A 693-nucleotide genomic window follows, 5' to 3' on the forward strand; every position below is an offset into this window, starting at 1 on the left:
AGCTGCTCTGGTCAGCTTGATCCCCAAGCCCCAGTTGGCCTGAATCGTTGTCTCCACAGGTAAAGAGCAGTGGCTTGCCGAAGCTATCGCGGCCAAAGACAAGGGTGTGAATGAAGCCTGCTACGACACCCTCCAGTGAGTTGATCTCTTTGGGAAGCTCAAGGCGCTGCAGGCTGCTCTGTTTCTTATGATGCCCGAGCCCCAGTTGGCCTTGGCTGTTTCTTCCACAGGCAAAGAGCAGTGGCTTACCTAAACTGTCACAGCCAAAGACAAGGGTGTGGTGAGCACCTGCGGCGACACCCTCCAGTGAGCTGATTTCTTTGGGAATCTCAAGGCGCTGCAAGCTGCTCTGGTTTTTTTTATGCCCCAGTCCCAGCTGGCCATCATCGTTCCATCCACAGCAATAGAGCTTGGGCTTGCCTCGGTATTGCGTCAAAATAAAGGTGGTACTTAAGCCTGCAGATACCACGATTCTACGTCGATGAATTTTTCTTTCTGTCTCCAGCTCTTTGATTGCCTCACGAAATTCTCTGTTCACCTGAATGAGGCGTTCACGGTCATTGGGTGTAGCGAACTTAACTATTTCTTTCAGCACGTCTTTGCCTAGTGCGGAAAAAGGTGATTCTGTCATATCGGTTCTCCTTTAAATAGGTTGATTAAGGGTTATTAAGAGATTACGACCGATGTGGAGTA

At 49.8% G+C, this 693-nt stretch carries 1 protein-coding gene; it reads right to left on the reverse strand.

The window, feature by feature from the left end; translation table 11 throughout:
- Positions 1–631: RCC1 domain-containing protein (locus Lwal_RS17780; protein WP_476645819.1), on the reverse strand; the 631-nt coding region annotated here is incomplete at its 3' end.
- Positions 632–693 lie beyond the last annotated feature (62 nt).

The organism is Legionella waltersii, from assembly GCF_001468085.1.
In the GTDB taxonomy this organism is placed as follows: Bacteria; Pseudomonadota; Gammaproteobacteria; order Legionellales; family Legionellaceae; genus Legionella; species Legionella waltersii.